Annotated in this window: 3 protein-coding genes; 1 reads left to right on the top strand and 2 read right to left on the bottom strand. The window is 65.8% G+C overall.

Annotated features, from left to right (window positions below; all coding sequences use genetic code 11):
• Window positions 1–87: 87 nt before the first annotated feature.
• Window positions 88–1,458: an MFS transporter gene (locus tag AO356_RS28280; protein ID WP_060742636.1), complete on the bottom strand. Its 1,371-nt coding sequence runs from the start codon at window positions 1,456–1,458 to the stop codon at window positions 88–90.
• Entirely contained in the window at window positions 1,455–2,459 is a 1,005-nt protein-coding gene (locus tag AO356_RS28285; protein WP_060742637.1) for a cupin-like domain-containing protein, read from the bottom strand. Before AO356_RS28285 ends, AO356_RS28280 begins: the two co-directional genes overlap by 4 nt.
• A 361-nt stretch (window positions 2,460–2,820) precedes the next feature.
• Between AO356_RS28285 and AO356_RS28290 the strand changes: the two genes are divergently transcribed.
• A complete protein-coding gene (locus tag AO356_RS28290) occupies window positions 2,821–18,933 on the top strand; it encodes a non-ribosomal peptide synthetase (protein ID WP_060742638.1) in 16,113 nt (5,370 codons plus the stop codon).
• Window position 18,934: the final 1 nt, after the last annotated feature.

Consider the following 18,934-nt stretch of genomic DNA (forward strand, 5'->3'; position numbering starts at 1 on the left):
GGGGCGCGGCAGGAGAGCCTGCCAAGGTTGACCCACCGGGCTTGGCCTGTCTGTCACGGGAATCAGGTACACCGGGGCCGACCGGCATTACAGGGGCTCGACCTGGGGTGTTTCGATCATCCGCGCCCCCGCCACCGGCGCCGGGGTCTCGTCCAGTCGACGCATCGGTCCATACAGCAAGACGCTCAATGGCAGGAACGCGAACAACCCGCCGGCCACCACGAACAGCAACCCCACACCACGCCCCGGCCCCACGCCCAGCCAGCGTCCGATCGAGTCGGCATAAAGACCGCCGGGCATCAGCGCTGGCTGGAACCAGTGATCCACCAGGAAACCGCCGACGATCACCGCCAGGCTGGTGGTGGCGATGGTCAACATGCTGATCAACGCAAACACACTGGCACGGCTGCCGGCGGGGATCCTGCGCATCCACAGCGAGTTCACGCTGGCATCGGCGATGCTCGCCATGGTGATCGCGACAAAGGCCAGTGCGCAGTAGGCGAAGGTCTGCGAGACCAGCCCCAAGGCAACGACGCAGGCCGCCAACAACAGATCGGCCACTGCCACCAGCGCCATCAACCGGCGTGGATTGCCCATCGAGATCAACAGCCCCGCGCCCGCCAGCCCACCCAGGGCCGCCCAGGTGTAGGCCATGCCCAAGGCCTGGCTGCCCAGGGTCGACAGCAGCAACGGCGTCATCATCAAGGTGGCCAGTGACAACAGCGCCGTGCGCATCATGGTGTAGACCAGCAACCCGGCCATCAGCCGCTCGGCGACAAAGAACTTCAGCGCCGCGGCGACATTCCCCAGCGCCCCGCCAAACACCGTGCCTTTGGGCCCGCCGTCCTGGCGACCCGGTGCCCCTCGCACATGGGAGAACGCCTTGATCACCAGCAAGGTGCCGGAGCAGAAGGTCATCAGGTCCACCGCCAGGATCGTCACCAGCCCGGCACTGGCCATGATCGCCCCCGCCAACAACGGTGCCACCAGGGCCGACGCGTTCTTGCTGATACTGATCAACCCCGAGGCCCGGGTGAACTTGTCAGGGGCGACAATCGTACTGACAGCAGCCTGATAGGCCGGTTTGCGAAAGGCGCCGACAATCGACGCCAGGCAATTGAAAATGTACAGGTGCAACGGCTCCAGGCGTTCGAACCAGAGCAGCGCCATGACCCCAAGGAGCAGCACCGCCAGGGTCACATCGCAACAGACAATGATTACCCGGTGGCTGATCCGGTCGGCCAGCCCACCCGCCAAGGGCAAGAACAACACCGCCGGCAATGTCGCCGCCAGTACCACGTTGGCGAAGGCCACCGCCGAACCAGTATGGTTGTACACCCAGACCCCCAGGGCGAACTCCATCAGCGCCGTGCCCACCACCGCCAGCGACTCGCCGCACCAGAGGAAATAGAAACCGCGCCCCAGGTCAAAACCCCGGCGGCCGCTCCCCACGCTCATGGGCGCACATCGCGAGGCGTGACCACACCGATCAACTTGTCCAGCAGCCGATAGGCCAGGGAATAAAGCACCGCGCCCAGTATCAACGGCGCAAAACGGGAAAACATATAGGTCCGCAATACCCGCCTGGCGATGGGCGAGCTGATGTTGCCGCTGACGTGCAAGGGCGTTGGGAATGTCGCCGCGACGGTCGCACCGAATTCATCGTCCATCGATTGCACGGCGTGCCACCAGTAGACCGGGATGTACAGCGCATCCCCCGGCTCCACCACCGTACGCAGCGCTCGCAACGCTCGAGTGCCAGGGAAACGCCCGGTGTCGATGTCGTACAGGTAGCCCGCCTCCTCGATCACCGGGCGCAAGGCCCGCCAACTGGCTTCGTCCGGCGGTAACAGCAACACTTCCTTGGCACCGACGACCTGGGCCATGAACGTTTCGTCGACGACATGGAAGTGCCAATCGGTATAGGAGTTGCGGTACAGGAAACTGCGATGGGGCGGGTAGTGCCGGGACTTGCCCAACTGCGGCATGAAAGGCAACCCACCGACATCCTCCTTCATCGGCTCGATGGCCGAGCCTTCGGAGAACCGGCAGCTGTCGGCCACCAACGGCGAATCACCCACGTTCAGGTCGTCGAGAAACTGGTGGAACGGCATTTCCCGATACACCGTGTTGGCATACTCGGTCAGCTCGGCCTTGACCTTCGGGTTGGACCAACCGATGACCTCGGAAACGATCTGCGAGCGCACCACCACCGCACTGTTGCGCGAGTGCGCCTTGAGGTAGTCCAGGCGTTGCCATTTCTGGAAAGCCGGCCAATGCCGTACTGCATTCTTGACCAGGCAGGGACGGTTGCGGTTGACGTAGCGGCGGGTGAATTCCTCTTTGGAAATCGCCAGAGCATCGATCACGTCGACCGCGCCTGCCTGTGGGTGATTGGGAAAGCGGGACAAGCTCCAGAACTTCGTCGCTGGGCGGTCCGATTCGGCGGTTAATGGCATGTTCGACCCTCGCAAGCACACTCAGGGCCGTTGGTATAACAGACTCGCGCGACCACGCCCAAGCGCCGCAAAGCCACGTTCCGCGCCGTTGTCCCTGCTTCCCATGACAGACATCCCAAGGCGGATGCTCTAATTTTTTCTCACTTTGTGAAGGGATATCAGGCGCAGCCGAACGGCAGGACGGGACCCTCGACGGCTCGCAACGCAGCCCTCGCCGCCCCGTCGCCCCCAGCGCCTTGCGCCGCCCCCGATGTCCTTCTCCACGGCTATTGATTCCGCCGACTGGCAGTCGTCCAGGCCTTCACCACTGCCATTCGAACGGAGAAAAACCTCAATCGATTCTGCAAGCAGGTGCTCCGAAATGGATTCGTCGACCGATATGTTGCCTACCCAAGACTCCGCGTCCCACGAGTTGGCGTCCGTCCAGCAGGGCATCTGGCTGGATCAGCTCGCACACCCGGACCTGCCCTACTACAACATCGGCATGTCCCTGGAGATCAAGGGCCAGATCGACATTGCATTGTTCGAGAAAGCCATCGAGCTGGTCGCCAACCGGCACGACACCCTGCGCCTGAGCTTCAGTCATGAAGGCGGCACCGGCCGCCAGCGCGTGCTGCCCGAGGTCAAGGTGAACATGGAGGTAGTGGAGTTCTCCGAGGCCGACGCCGAGGCCGGCCTGGCCATGGACTATCTGCGCAATGCCTTTCGCCAGCCCTTTGAATCATTGACGGGCCGGCTCTGGGAGGCACGCATGGTCCGCTGCGGCCCGAACCGCCATTACTGGCTCGCCCGCTACCACCACCTGGTCACCGACGGCATTGGCGTGGCCCTGATCGGCCATGCCGTGGGGACGGCCTACAATGCGCTGCTGGCCGGCAACGACGAAGTCGCCCAAGGGCATTCCTACCTGTCGTTCCTGGAAGATGACCGGGCTTACCTGGCCTCGTCCCGCTATGAGCGCGACCGCCAGTTCTGGCAGGAAACCTACGCACAGATGCCGCCGTCGCTGCTGCAGCGCCGGGCCGATTTCAAGACAGGCCAGGCCAATGAGCTGGTCCCCAGCGCCCAGGTCCAGGCGATGCTGCCCCGGGCGCTGTACAACGCGTTGACGCAATTTTCCAGCGAACACAGCCTGTCGGTCGCCCATGTGCTGATCAGCGTGGTCGCCACCTATTTCTGCCGCACCGTGGGCGTCGATGAAATCGTCGTCGGCATGCCGGTGCATAACCGCACCACTGCCCGGGCGAAAGAAACCGCGGGCATGTTTTCCTCGGTCAGTCCGATCCGCCTGCCCGTCGACTTCGACGCCTCGCTGCTGGACCTGATGCACACTGCCGGCGGGCAACTGCGCCGCTGCTACCGCCATCAGCGCTTCCCCATCGCCGAGCTCAACCGCACCCTGCGCCTGGCACAGACCGGGCGTCGCCAGCTGTTCGACGTGTCACTGTCGTTCGAAAGCCTGGACGGCGACGATCAGTTCGGCGGCACCTCGTCCACGGTCATCACCATGGACAACGGCTACGAGCAGACACCCATGGCGATTTTCGTGCGCGACTATCATCCGTTCGAAGACGTCCACCTGGATTTCAACTTCAACACCGCCTACTTCAGCCTGGAAGAGGCCCGGCACCTGCAACAACGCATCGTCTCGATGCTCGAGGCCGTGCTGGAGCAGCATGCAACGCCCGTGGGGCAGTACCCGCTCATGAGCCACGCCGAGCGGCAACGCGTGCAAGTCGAATTCAACGCCACGGCCCACGACTATCCGCAGGATGTGTTGGTCCACCAATTGTTCGAACAGCAAGCCCGGCAGCGTCCGCACGCCTGTGCCGTGCGCGGCGATACCGGGCCGTTGCTCAGTTATGAACAACTCAACCGCCAGGCCAATCGGTTGGCCCATCGCCTGATCGAGCTGGGCGTGAAACCCGATGACCGAGTGGCCGTGAGCCTGAGGCGGGGACCGGAAATGGTCGTCGCCCTGCTGGGGATTCTCAAGGCCGGGGCGGCCTACGTGCCCATCGACCCGGACCTGCCGAATGCACGCCAGGCATTCATGCTCGACGACAGCAGCCCGCGGGCCGTACTGACCAGCCAGGCGTTGCAAGGCCTGCTACCAGCCTCGAGTGCGCCGCTGCTGGCCCTCGATGATCATGCACAACTGGCCGCTCAACCCGAACACAACCCGGACCCGCAAGTCCTTGGCCTGCGCCCCACTCACCTGGCCTATGTGCTCTACACCTCCGGCTCCACCGGCACCCCAAAAGGGGTGATGAATGAACACCTCGGCGTGGTCAACCGTCTGCTGTGGGCCAGGGATGAATACGGCGTCGATGCCACCGACCGCGTGCTGCAAAAGACCCCGTTCGGTTTCGACGTGTCGGTCTGGGAATTCTTCCTGCCACTGCTGGCCGGGGCCGAACTGGTCATGGCGCGCCCGGGCGGCCATCAGGAACCGGACTACCTGGCCCGGCTGATGCGCCAGGCCAGCGTCACGATGTTGCACTTCGTGCCGTCGATGCTCGACTTGTTCCTCGAACACCATGACAGGCAGGCCTTCCCTGACCTGCGACGCGTGTTGTGCAGCGGCGAAGCCCTGCCCCGCAGCCTGCAACGGCGTTTCGAACGGCAGTTGCCAGAGATCGAGCTGCATAACCTCTATGGCCCGACCGAAGCGGCCATCGACGTGACGGCCTGGCAGTGCCGCGCCAGTGATCCTGGCGAAAGCGTGCCCATCGGCCGGCCGATCGCCAATATCCAGATGTACGTGCTCGATGGCCGTGGCGCACCACAACCGTTGGGTGTCGCCGGGGAAATCCACATTGGTGGTATCGGCGTGGCCCGGGGTTACCTGAACCAACCGCAATTGAGCGCCGAGCGCTTTATCGCCGACCCGTTCAGCACCGAGCCGAACGCACGCCTGTACAAGACCGGCGACCTCGGCCGCTGGCTCGCCAACGGCGCCCTGGAGTACTTGGGCCGCAACGACTTCCAAGTGAAGATCCGAGGTTTGCGCATCGAAATCGGTGAAGTCGAAGCGGCCCTGGCGTTGTGCCCGGGTGTTCGTGAAGTGGTGGTCATTGCCCGGGAAGACCACCCCGGGCAGTCGGAAAGCAAGCGCCTGGTCGCCTATGTCTGCGGCGAGCCGATCCCGGCCGAACAACTGCGCAGCACCCTGCTCAAGCACCTGCCCGAATACATGGTACCCAGCGCCTTCGTGCACCTCGATGCCTTGTCCCTGACCGCCAACGGCAAACTCGACCGCCGCGCCCTGCCGGCCCCCGGCCTGGAAGCCCTGGCGAGCAAAACCTACGAGGCGCCCCAGGGCACCACCGAAATCGCCCTCGCCGAGATCTGGAAAGACCTGCTGCAACTGGATCAGGTCGGCCGTCACGACGGCTTCCTCGAACTCGGTGGCCATTCCCTGCTGACCGTGCAGTTGCAGGCCCGCCTGCACCAGGACCTCGGCGTCGAGATCGACCTGCGCACCCTCTTCGCCCAGACCTCGCTGAGCGAACTGGCCCTGCGGGTAGAACAGGCCGGTCACTCCCACGTCCAGCCCATCGACGTGGTGTCCCGCGAGCAGGCGTTGCCGCTGTCCCTAGCCCAGCAACGCCTGTGGTTCCTCGATCAACTGGACCACGCCGCCAGCGTGGCCTATCACATGCCCGCCGCCCTGCACCTGCGCGGCAGCCTGGATCGCAACGCCTTGCAACGCGCCCTGGACCGCATCGTCGCCCGTCACGAAAGCCTGCGCACCACCTTCGAACGCCGTGACGGCGAGGTCCGCCAGCGCTTCGCCGCCACCGACAGCGGCTTTGCCTTGCAGGAACACGACCTGCAAGGCCTGGACGCCGAAGCCCGGCAAACCGCCGTCACCCAACTCACCCAGGCCGAAGCCCGGGACGCCTTCGACCTGAGCCAGGGACCGCTGATTCGCGGCCGCCTGCTGCGCCTGGCCGAGGACGAACACATCCTGCTGGTGACCCAGCACCACATCGTCTCCGACGGTTGGTCGGTGGCGGTGTTGATCGGCGAGTTCAACGCGCTCTACGCCGCGTTCAGCCAGGGCCTTGACGATCCGCTGCCACCCCTGGCCCTGCAATACGCCGACTACGCCAACTGGCAACAGCAGCACCTGCAAGGTGAACGCCTGCACGCCCAGATCGACTTCTGGAAAGCGCACCTGGACGGCGCCCCGGCGCTGCTGGAACTGCCCAGCGACCACCCGCGTCCCCAGGTGCAAAGCTACCAAGGCGCCGCCCTGGCCTTGCAACTGCCCGCGCCGCTGAGCAGCCGCTTGCGCCGCTTCAGCCAGCAACAGGGCCTGACCCCGTTCATGACCCTGCTCGGCGCCTGGTCGATTCTGCTTTCGCGCCTGAGCAACCAGCCGCAGGTGGTGGTCGGCACACCGGTCGCCAATCGCCCACGCCGGGAAACCGAGGCGTTGATCGGCTTCTTCGTCAACACCTTGGCCCTGCGCATCGACGTCCAGGCCCACAGCCGCGTCGACCAGTTGCTGGAACAGATCAAGGCCACCACCCTCGACGCCTACAGCCACCAGGACCTGCCATTCGAACAGGTCGTCGAAGCCTTGCAACCGGAGCGCAGCCTCGGCCACAGCCCGCTGTTCCAGGCCATGCTGGTGCTGGGTAACACCCCGCGCGACCAGGCCCTGGAATTGCCGGGCCTGAGCTTGGCCCCACTGCCCCAGCCCACCGGCACCACCCAGTTCGACGTGAGCCTGTCCCTCAACGATGACGGCGACTGCATCAGCGGCCAGTTCGAATACGCCACCGACCTGTTCGACGCAAGCACCATCGCCCGTTGGGGTCAGCACCTGCTGCACCTGCTCGACGCCCTGCTCGACGATGCGACGCAGCCGCTGGCGACCCTGCCGTTGCTGGACAATGCCCAGCGCCGGCAACTGCTCGGCGGTTTCAACCAGACCCATGCCCCCTTCCCCGAGGGCAGGCTGGTGCATGAGTGGTTCGAACAGCATGCCCAGGCCCAACCACAGGCCATCGCGGTCCAGGCCGAGGGCACCCGACTCAGCTACGCCGAACTCAATGCCCGGGCCAACCGTATCGCCCACCGCTTGATCGCCGCCGGCCTGCGCCCGGATGAGCGTGTGGCGCTGCTGGTGGAACGCAGCCCCGAGATGATCATCGGCATCCTGGCCATCCTCAAGGCCGGCGGTGCCTATGTGCCGCTGGACCCGAATTATCCGCAGGATCGCTTGCAGCACATGCTCAGCGACAGCTCGCCTCGGGTCCTGCTCAGCCAGGGTCTGCTGGCTGAACAACTGCCACCATTGCAGATTACGCAGCTGTTGCTGGACGACACGAGCGAAGGCGATGACCACAACCCACGGGTCGAAGGCTTGACCTCCCGGCACCTGGCCTACGTCATGTACACCTCCGGCTCCACAGGCAAACCGAAAGGGGTGATGCTCGAACACCGCTCGGTCTGCAACCAGATCGGTGCCCTGCAAGAGCGCTATGGCCTCAACCCTCGTGATCGCATCCTGCAATTCGCCACCATGACGTTCGACATGTCGGTGGAGGAGATTTTTGGTGCATTGCTCTCCGGCGCTACCCTGGTACTGCGCAGCGATGCCTGGATTGCCGGCACCGCTGCCTTCGCCTCGCTGTGCGAACACCATGGGATCACCGTCGCGAACCTGCCAACGGTGTTCTGGCAACAGGTCAGCCGCGACCAACATGTGCCGCTGCCGACTTCGTTGCGCCAGTTCATGATCGGTGGCGAAGCGGTGGGCAAACAGGCCGTGAGCCAATGGTTCGCCCGCGCCGGCCATCGCCCGGCGCTGTTCAACGCCTACGGCCCGACCGAGGCCACCGTGAATGCCTCGATCCGTCTGATGGAAAGCGACCACGACGATTTCCGCTCCATCGGCAAACCGGTGCGCAACGCCCAACTGCATGTCCTCGATGCCAACGGCAACCTCGTCCCGCTCGGGGTCGCCGGCGAGATCCACATTGGCGGCGTCGGTGTCGCGCGCGGTTACCTCAACCGCCAGGCGTTGACGGCCGAGCGCTTCATCGGCGACCCGTTCAGCACCGACCCGGATGCGCGCCTGTACAAGACCGGCGACCTCGGCCGCTGGTTGGCAGACGGCACCCTGCAGTACCTGGGACGCAACGACGATCAAGTGAAGATCCGCGGTTTCCGCGTAGAACTGGGCGAGATCGAAGCCGTCCTCGCGGGCTGTGCCGGTGTACGTGAAGCAGTGGTAGTGGCCCAGGAAAGCCAACCCGGCCAATCGGACAGCAAGCGGCTGATCGCTTACCTGTGCGGTGAACCGGTGCCGGTGGAGCACTTGCGCAGCGTCTTGCTGGCGGCCCTGCCCGAATACATGGTGCCCAGCGCCTTCGTTCAACTCGAGGCCCTGCCACTGACGCCCAACGGCAAGCTCGACCGCCGCGCCCTGCCCGCACCGGGCCAGGAAGCGTTCGCCAGCCGAGCCTACGAGGCCCCACGGGGCGAGATCGAACAGATCGTCGCGACGGTCTGGCAAGACCTGCTGGGCATCGAGAAAGTCGGCCGCCATGACCGCTTCTTCGAACTCGGCGGGCATTCGCTGCTGGCCGTGAGCCTGATCGATCGCCTGCGCCAGCATGGCCTGAGCGCCACGGTGCGCACCGTGTTCACCGCACCCAGCCTGCGGGAAATGGCCCAGGCCCTGAGTCGCAGCGATGAAGCCTTGTTCCTGGCCCCGGCCAATCGTATCCCGGCCGATTGCACGGCACTGACACCAGACATGTTGCCCCTGGTGGAACTGACTCCGGCGCAGTTGGAACGAATCGTCAGCGCTGTACCTGGCGGTGCCGCGAACATCCAGGACATCTACCCCCTGGCCCCCTTGCAACAGGGCATCCTGTTCCATCATCTGCTGGGGCACGAAGGCGACGCCTATCTGGTGCGCTCGATGATCGAGTTCGACGATCGCCAGCGCCTCGATGCCTTCATCGCCGCCCTGCAACAGGTGATCGACCGCCACGACATCCTGCGCAGTGCCGTGCATTGGGTAGGACAGCCGCAAGCGGTCCAAGTGGTGCAGCGCCAGGCCGGGCTGCCGATCCATCCCATCACCCTGGCGGCCGATGAGGATCCACGCGTCCAACTGGAGCGCTTGAGCGATCCGCGCCACCTGCGCCTGGATTTGCAACAGGCCCCCTTGATGCGCGCCTGCATCGCCCAGGACCCGCAGTCCGAACGCTGGTGGCTGGCCCTGCTGGACCACCACATGATCAGCGACCACGTGTCCCTGGGCATCGTCCTCGAAGAAATCCAGCTGTTGATGCAGGGCCAGGGCGCCAATCTGCCGACGCCCATGCCTTATCGGGAGTTTGTCGCCCAGGTACTCGCCACGCCGCCCCAGGCCCATGAAGCCTATTTCACCCGACGCCTGGCCAGCATCGAGGAGCCCACCGCTCCGTTCGGTGTGCTGGATGTCCAGGGCGACGGTGCCCAGGTGGTGGAGACCAGCGTGCGCCTCGACCGGGCCCTGAACCTGCGGATCCGCGCTCAATCGCGCCTGGCCGGGGTGACGCCGGCCGTGCTGTTTCATATTGCCTGGGCCCAGGTGCTCGCGCGCTGCACCGGCCGCGACGACGTGGTGTTCGGCAGCGTGGTCGCCGGACGCCTGCAAGGTTCACTGGGCGCCGATCGAGCCCTTGGGGTGTTCATCAACACCTTGCCGGTCCGGGTGCAACTGGCCGGGTTCAGCGCCAGTGCGCTGGTGGACGAAACCTATCGCGACCTCAGCGAACTGCTCGCCCACGAACAGGCCTCCCTGGCCCTGGCCCAACGTTGCAGCGGTGTTGGCGCGGGCCTGCCGCTGTTCACCACGCTGCTCAACTACCGCCACCAGACCGACGGCGGCTCGCTGGCCAACGAAGACCAGGTCCTGGCCTGGGACGGCGTGCGGTTCCTGAGCAACGAAGCGCGCACCAACTACCCGATCGAAGTGGCCGTGGCGGATGAAGGGGACGACTTCTCCGTGACCGCCCAATCCATCACCGGCATCGACCCGCAACGCATCGCCGCCTACCTCGCCCAGGCCGTGGCCGCGCTGGTCGAAGCCCTTGAACAAGCCCCCGAACGCCTCGCCAGCGATCTGGACGTGCTCCCCGACACCGAGCGGCAATTGCTGCTGGCGGACTTCAACCACACCGCCACGGATTTCGGCACGGCGCAACCGATCCATCACCTGTTCGAAGCCCAGGTCCAGGCCAACCCCGACGCCGTGGCCCTGGTCTGCGAAAACCAACAACTGACCTACCGCCAGCTCAACCGTCGCGCCAACCACCTGGCTCGGCAGTTGCTCGAACTGGGCGTCGAACCCGATCAGCGCGTAGCAATCTGTGCCGAACGCAGCCTGGACATGATCGTCGGCCTGTTGGGCGTGCTCAAAGCTGGCGCGGCCTACGTGCCCATCGATCCGGCCCATCCGGCCGAGCGCATGGCGTTCATGCTGCAGGACAGTCAGCCTCGGGCACTGTTGACCCAAGCGGCGCTCACCTTGCCATCCGAGGATCTACCGGTGTTCTTGCTCGATACCAGCGAATCGCTGCGAGCGGCGGACGATGCGACGCTCGATATGAACCCGCTGGTATCGGGCCTTACGGCCGAACATCTGGCCTATGTGATCTACACCTCCGGCTCCACCGGCCAGTCCAAGGGCGTGATGGTCGAGCACCGTTCGGTGTTCAACTTCTGGCAAGTGCTGACCCGCACCACCCACCAGCATTGCCCAAGCCCAGCCACCGTGGCCCTGAATGCCGGGTTCTTCTTCGACATGTCGATCAAGGGCATCTCCCAGCTGTTCTCCGGCCATCGGCTGGTGATCATCCCGCAACTGATCCGCGCCAGCGGCCATGAACTGCTGGACTTCCTCGAACAGCACCAGGTGCACGCCTTCGATTCCACGCCGTCGCAGCTCGACACCCTGCTCGCCGCCGGCTTGCTGGAACGTAGCAGCTACCAGCCGGTGAGCGTGCTGCTCGGTGGCGAGGCCATCAACGCCGCGACCTGGGAGAAACTGCGCAACTGCCCGAGCATCCGCTTCTACAACATGTACGGCCCGACCGAATGCACGGTGGACGCCACCATCGACCTGATCCGTGACCTGGGCGAACGCCCGAGCATTGGTCGGCCGATTGCCAACGTCCAGGTGCACGTGCTTGACACCCACGGCCAACCGACGCCGTTGGGGGTGGCCGGTGAGCTGCACATCGGCGGCGCCGGCGTGGCCCGGGGTTACCTGAACCGGCCGGAGCTGAGCGCCGAGCGTTTTATCACCGATCCGTTCAGCAGCGAACCGGACGCGCGCCTGTACAAGACCGGCGACCTCGGCCGCTGGCTGGCCGACGGCACGCTGGAATACCTGGGGCGCAATGACTTCCAGGTGAAAATCCGTGGTTTCCGCATCGAGTTGGGGGAAATCGAAAACGTCTTGCTCGGCTGTGCCGGTGTCACCGATGCCGTCGTGATTGCCCGGGAAGACAATCGCTTGGTGGCGTACCTGTGCGGCGAACCGGCCAACGCCGAACAACTGCGCAGCACCCTGCTCAAGCACCTGCCCGAATACATGGTACCCAGTGCTTTCGTGCACCTCGATGCCTTGCCCCTGACCGCCAACGGCAAACTCGACCGCCGCGCCCTGCCGGCCCCCGGCCTGGAAGCCCTGGCCAGCAAAACCTACGAGGCGCCCCAGGGCAACACTGAAATCGCCCTCGCCGAGATCTGGAAAGACCTGCTGCAACTGGATCAGGTCGGCCGTCACGACGGCTTCCTCGAACTCGGCGGCCACTCCCTGCTGACCGTGCAGTTGCAGGCCCGCCTGCACCAGGACCTCGGCGTCGAGATCGACCTGCGCACCCTCTTCGCCCAGACCTCGCTGAGCGAACTGGCCCTGCGGGTAGAACAGGCCGGTCACTCCCGCGTCCAGCCCATCGACGTGGTGTCCCGCGAGCAAGCGTTGCCGCTGTCCCTGGCCCAGCAACGCCTGTGGTTCCTCGATCAACTGGACCACGCCGCCAGCGTGGCCTATCACATGCCCGCCGCCCTGCACCTGCGCGGCAGCCTGGATCGCAACGCCTTGCAACGCGCCCTGGACCGCATCGTCGCCCGTCACGAAAGCCTGCGCACCACCTTCGAACGCCGTGACGGCGAGGTCCGCCAGCGCTTCGCCGCCACCGACAGCGGCTTTGCCTTGCAGGAACACGACCTGCAAGGCCTGGACGCCGAAGCCCGGCAAACCGCCGTCACCCAACTCACCCAGGCCGAAGCCCGGGACGCCTTCGACCTGAGCCAGGGACCGCTGATTCGCGGTCGCCTGCTGCGCCTGGCCGAGGACGAACACATCCTGCTGGTGACCCAGCACCACATCGTCTCCGACGGTTGGTCGGTGGCGGTGTTGATCGGCGAGTTCAACGCGCTCTACGCCGCGTTCAGCCAGGGCCTTGACGATCCGCTGCCACCCCTGGCCCTGCAATACGCCGACTACGCCAACTGGCAACAGCAGCACCTGCAAGGCGAACGCCTGCACGCCCAGGTCGATTTCTGGAAAGCCCACCTGGACGGCGCCCCGGCGCTGCTGGAACTGCCCAGCGACCACCCGCGCCCCCAGGTGCAAAGCTACCAAGGCGCCGCCCTGGCCCTGCAACTGCCCGCACCACTGAGCAGCCGTTTGCGCCGCTTCAGCCAGCAACAGGGCCTGACCCCGTTCATGACCCTGCTCGGCGCCTGGTCGATCCTGCTCTCGCGCCTGAGCAACCAGCCGCAGGTGGTGGTCGGCACACCGGTCGCCAACCGCCCACGCCGGGAAACCGAGGCGTTGATCGGCTTCTTCGTCAACACCCTGGCCCTGCGCATCGACGTCCAGGCCCACAGCCGCGTCGACCAGTTGCTGGAACAGATCAAGGCCACCACCCTCGACGCCTACAGTCACCAGGACCTGCCATTCGAACAGGTCGTCGAAGCCTTGCAACCGGAGCGCAGCCTCGGCCACAGCCCGCTGTTCCAGGCCATGCTGGTGCTGGGTAACACCCCGCGCGACCAGGCCTTGGAACTGCCGGGCCTGAGCCTGGCCCCACTGCCCCAGCCCACCGGCACCACCCAGTTCGACGTGAGCCTGTCCCTCAACGATGACGGCGACTGCATCAGCGGCCAGTTCGAATACGCCACCGACCTGTTCGACGAAAGCACCATCGCCCGTTGGGGCCAGCACCTGCTGCATCTGCTCGACGCCCTGCTCGACGATGCGACGCAGCCGCTGGCGACCCTGCCGTTGCTGGGTGACGCGCAGCGCCAGCAACTGTTGGAAACCTTCAACCCGGCCGGTGCTGCCCTGGACGAAAGCCCGAGCCGCTTCCCTCACGTCGTGTTCGAGGCCCAGGCGAGCCTCACCCCGGACGCCGTGGCGCTGGTCTGCGCCGGGGAGACCCTGAGCTATGCCGAACTCAACGCCCAGGCCAACCGCGTCGCCCACGGTTTGATCGCACTGGGTGTGCAGCCCGACGACACCGTCGGCCTGTGCGCGCGCCGTAGCCCGCACATGCTGATCGGCCTGCTGGGTATCCTGAAAGCCGGCGCGGCCTATGTGCCGCTCGACCCGCAGTACCCGGCGCAACGGCTGGCCCACATGCTGGCCGACAGCAAGCCGCGGGCCCTGGTCCACCAACCCGGCCTGGACGAGTTACCGGTGCCACAAGGCCTGGCGACGCTGGAACTGGGCAGCGCGCCCCTGGCCCAGGCCCCGACCCACAACCCTCAGGTGAAGGGACTGGGGTTCAGTCACCTGGCCTACGTGATCTACACCTCCGGCTCCACCGGCTTGCCCAAAGGGGTGATGGTCGAGCATCGCGGCTTGCGCAACCTGCTGGACTGGTACCTCGAAGACCTGGCGTTCCACGCCGGCGACGCGGTGCTGCTGGCGTCCTCCTACAACTTCGACCTGACCCAGAAGAACATCCTCGCACCGCTGATGGTCGGGGCCACCCTGCACCTGGCCGCCGAACCCTTCAATCCCGGCGCCATCGTCGCCCAGGTCGCCGAGGCCGGGATTACCCACCTCAATATGTCGCCCAGCGCCTTCCACGCACTGGTGGACGCCGACCACGGGCAAGCCCTGGCCTGCCTGAAACGGGTAGTCCTGGGGGGCGAGCCGATCCAGGTCGCCATGCTGGAAAAACTCGCCCAGCCACGGCCGACGGTGATCAACAGCTACGGACCGACCGAGTGCAGCGACGTGGTCGCCTGGTACACCGCCGACAGCGACCTTGAGACCTACCGGCACCAGTCGATCCCCATTGGCCGGCCAGTCCGAAACATGCAATTGCACGTGCTGGACGCCCACGGGCAACTGCTGCCAGTGGGCGTGCCCGGCGAGATCCATATCGGCGGTGTCGGTGTGGCCCGCGGTTACCTCAACCTGCCGCAACTCAGCGCCGAACGCTTCATCGCCGACCCGTTCTACGGCAAGGCCGACGCACGCCTGTACAAGACCGGCGACCTCGGCCGCTGGCTGCCTGACGGCACCTTGCAGTACCTGGGGCGCAATGACGATCAGGTGAAGATCCGTGGTCTGCGGGTCGAACTGGGGGAAATCGAAGCCGCCCTCGCCGCACTGGCGGGTGTACGCGAAGCCGCCGTCATCGCTCGCGAGCATTCGTCCGGCCAGCGTCTGGTTGCCTACCTGTGTGGCGAACCGGCCGCCGCCGGGCAATTGCGCACCGAACTGCTCAAGCGCCTGCCCGAGCACATGGTGCCCAGCGCCTTCGTCGTGCTCGACACCTTGCCGCTCACGCCCAATGGCAAGCTCGACCGCCGCGCCCTGCCCGAACCGGACCAGGACGCCTACGCCAGCCGGGCCTTCGAGGCGCCCGCGGGTCGCGTCGAACTGATCATTGCCGGGATCTGGCAAGCCCTGCTGGGTGTCGAGCGCATCGGGCGTCATGACGGCTTCTTCGAGCTGGGCGGCCATTCGCTGCTGGCGGTCAGCCTGATCGAACGCCTACGCGAACAAGGCTTGCACGCGGATGTCCGGGCGATCTTCAGCAGCACGTCCCTGGCCGAACTCGCCCAAGCCCTGACGAACGCCCCACAACCGGCGTTCCAGGCACCGGCCAACCGCATTCCGCCCGCGTGCACCGCCCTGACCCCGGACATGTTGCCGCTGGTGGAGCTGACCGCGGACCAACTCGAACGTCTCGTCGGCGCCGTACCTGGCGGTGCCGCGAACATCCAGGACATCTACCCCCTGGCACCGCTGCAACAGGGCATCCTGTTCCATCACCTGCTGGGGCACGAAGGCGACGCCTACCTGGTGCGCTCGATGCTGCAGTTCGACAACCGCCAGCGCCTCGATGCCTTCATCGCCGCCTTGCAGCAGGTGATCGATCGCCACGACATCCTGCGCACCTGTGTGCATTGGGACGGTTTGCCTCAACCGGTGCAGGTCGTACAGCGCCAGGCGCGCTTGCCGGTGCACAGTGTTTCCCTCGACAGCCACAAGGACCCGCTCAGCCAGCTCGAAGCCCTGAGCGATCCGCGGCAACTGCGACTGGATCTGCGCCAGGCGCCGCTGATGCGTGCCTGCATCGCCCAGGACCCGCATTCCGAGCGCTGGATGCTGGCGCTGCTCAACCACCACATGGCCAGCGACCACGTGACCTTGGAAATCGTCCTGGAAGAAATCCACGCGATCCTCCATGACCAAGCCGAGGGCTTGGCGGCACCGCAACCCTATCGTGACTTCATTGCCCAGGCCCAGGCCGTCCCCGCCGACGTCCACGAAGCCTATTTCAGTCGCCGCCTGGCCGATGTGGATGCACCCACCGCGCCCTTCGATCTGCTGGAGGTACAAGGCGACGGCCGTCACATCGAGGAAGCCAATGTGACCTTGAGCGTCGAGCTCAACCTGCGTCTGCGGGCCCTGGCCCGGGAGCGGGGCATCACCCCAGCGACGCTGTTCCATGTCGCCTGGGCGCAGGTACTGGCCCGCTGCACCGGCCGCGATGATGTGGTGTTCGGGACCGTGGTCGCCGGGCGCCTGCAAGGCTCGGCCGGGGCCGAACGGGCCTTGGGCGTGTTCATCAACACGCTGCCCGTGCGCGTGCCACTGACCGCCGGCGCCCACGAACAGGTGCTGGCCACTCATCGAGACCTGGTCGAACTGCTGACCCACGAACAGGCCTCCCTGGCCCTGGCGCAACGTTGCAGTGGCGTGCCCAGTGCCTTGCCGCTGTTCACCACCTTGCTCAACTATCGGCACCAGCGCGACGATAGCCAACTGCAATGGCCCGGCATGCGCATCCTGGACAGCGCCGAGCGGACCAATTACCCGTTGACCCTGTCGGTCAACGACTACGGCGACTCCCTGGGCCTGACCGTGCAAAGCGTGCAGGCAGTGGACCCGCAGCGCATCTGCGCCCTGATGCAACGGGCGCTGGAGCAACTGGCCCAGGCCTTGATGTACACGCCTCGGGTTCCACTCACGCAGCTGGACGTGCTGCCTGCCCAGGAGCGCACCCTGCTGCTGGACACCCTTAACCAGACCGAGGTGGATTACCCGACTGGCCTGTGCATTCAACAGCTGTTCGAAGAACAGGTTCGCCGCACGCCAAACGCCTGTGCATCCCTCGACGGCCGCCAATCCCTCAGTTATGCCGAGCTCAACGCCCAGGCCAACGGCCTCGCCCAGCAGTTGATCGCGGCTGGCGTCCTGCCGGGGGACCTGGTGGCCATCTGCGTCGAACGCGGCGTGGCGATGATCAGTGGCCTGCTAGGAATCCTGAAGGCCGGGGGCGCCTACGTGCCGCTGGACCCGACCTACCCCGCCGAGCGCCTGGCCTCGATTATCGAGGACGCCAGGCCGCGCCTGTTGCTGGCCGACCCGGTCGGTCGCGCGGCCGTGGGCACATTGCAGGAAGGCACTCGCTACCTGGCCATCGAACGGGCGCTGGCGACACCGTCGAACAGCCGCGATCCTCAACCCGATAGCGTCGGCCTGACGCCAGAGCACCTGGCCTATGTGATCTACACCTCCGGCTCCACCGGCAAGCCCAAGGGCGTGATGATCGAGCACCGCAACCTGGTGACCTCGACACTGGCCCGGGGCACGGTGTATGGACCGGCGACCGGCAAGCGCTTCCTGCTCTTGTCGTCGATTGCCTTCGACAGTTCCGTGGCCGGGATCTTCGGCACGCTGGTCAGTGGCGGCACCTTGTGTATCCCGGATGCCGAAACCGCCCGCGACCCCGAGGCCATCGCCCGCTTCATTGGCGAACAGGCCGTCACTTCGCTGCTGTGTGTGCCGTCCCTGGGCCGCCTGGTGCTGGCAAGCCTTGCCAGCGGCAACGGGCACGGCAGCCTGCAAGAGATGATCGTCGCCGGCGAAGCCTGTCCCGCGCAGTTGGTGCAGGCATGTACCGCCCTGGAGCCGGCGATCACTCTGTACAACGAGTACGGCCCCACCGAAGCCACCGTCTGGACCACGGTGCATCGCTGCACCGCCGCGGACCTGGGCGCGGTGCCCATCGGGCGGGCGATTCCCAACAGCCGCCTGTACGTGCTCGATGAACAGCGCCAGCCGGTACCGCTCGGCGTGCCGGGCGAACTCTACGTGGGCGGCGCGGGGGTTGCCCGCGGCTACCTGGACCGGGCGGCACTGAACGCCGAACACTTCCTCAGCGACCCGTTCGCCCCGGGCGACGAGCCACGGATGTACCGCACCGGCGACCTGGTGCGCCTGCGCGCCGATGGGGTGCTCGAATTCCTCGGGCGTAACGACCAGCAGGTCAAGATCCGCGGTTTCCGTATCGAGCCCGGTGAAATCGAGGCGCTGATGCTGACCCTGCCGGGGGTGCGCGAGGCCGCGGTTATCGCTCGCGAAGACACCCCGGGGGCGACGCGCCTGGTGGCTTACCTGAGCGTCGAGCCGCACCTGGCTGGCCGTAATGCCAGCAGCACGCTACGGCCTTACCTGACTTCGCAGTTGCCGGACTACATGGTCCCGGCGGCGTTCGTGGTGGTCGAGCGGCTGCCGTTGAGCCCCAATGGCAAGCTGGACCGGCGTGCCCTGCCCGCGCCCGGCAATGAAGACTTTGCCCGTCGCCAGTACGAAGCGCCCAACGGTGAAACCGAGACGCTGCTGGCACAGCTCTGGGCCGACTTGCTGGGCCTGGAACGGATCGGCCGGCACGACGACTTCTTCGAACTCGGCGGTCACTCGCTGCTGGCGGTGCAAGTCACGCTCCGGGCGCGGGAAATCTTCGGCGTCGAAGTGCCGCTCAGGGGCGTGTTCGAACACCCCTCGCTGCTGGCCCTGGCCGACCTGATCAACACCCTGCAACTGGCGCAGTACGAGTCGGATGAATTGCTCGACCTGCAACAAGAAATGGCTTCGCTGTCTGAAAGCGAACTGCTCGCTATCGTCTCCAAGGATGCTTAAT

It is taken from the genome of Pseudomonas fluorescens, assembly GCF_001307275.1.
Classification (GTDB): Bacteria; Pseudomonadota; Gammaproteobacteria; order Pseudomonadales; family Pseudomonadaceae; genus Aquipseudomonas; species Aquipseudomonas fluorescens_AA.

Coding starts and splice junctions, on each gene's coding strand:
- AO356_RS28280 (WP_060742636.1), bottom strand. CDS start 1,458: ATGAGCGTGGGGAGCGGCCGCCGGGGTTTTGACCTGGGGCGCGGTTTC.
- AO356_RS28285 (WP_060742637.1), bottom strand. CDS start 2,459: ATGCCATTAACCGCCGAATCGGACCGCCCAGCGACGAAGTTCTGGAGC.
- AO356_RS28290 (WP_060742638.1), top strand. CDS start 2,821: ATGGATTCGTCGACCGATATGTTGCCTACCCAAGACTCCGCGTCCCAC.